At 60.6% G+C, this 320-nt stretch carries 1 pseudogene; it reads left to right on the forward strand.

Annotation, left to right across the window (positions count from 1 at the left end):
• Positions 1 to 320, forward strand: a pseudogene (locus KHA85_RS20775) (hypothetical protein); the annotation flags it as partial.

The raw sequence follows: 320 nt of genomic DNA on the forward strand, positions 1-320 counted from the left end.
GAGCTGCACTACTCGCCGAGCGCCGTGGCGCGCAGCCTGAAAGTCAATCACACCAAGTCGATCGGCCTGCTGGCCACCTCGAGCGAAGCGCCCTACTTTGCCGAAGTGATCGAGGCGGTGGAAAACAGCTGCTACAGCAAAGGCTACACCCTGATCCTGTGCAACTCGCACAACAATCTGGACAAGCAGCGCGCCTACCTGGCGATGCTGGCGCAAAAGCGCGTCGACGGCCTGTTGGTCATGTGCTCCGAGTACCCGGATCAGCTGCTGGGCATGCTGGAAGATTACCGCAACATCCCGATGGTGGTGATGGACTGGGG

Source organism: Dietzia massiliensis (assembly GCF_018390595.1).
Classification (GTDB): Bacteria; Actinomycetota; Actinomycetes; order Mycobacteriales; family Mycobacteriaceae; genus Dietzia; species Dietzia massiliensis.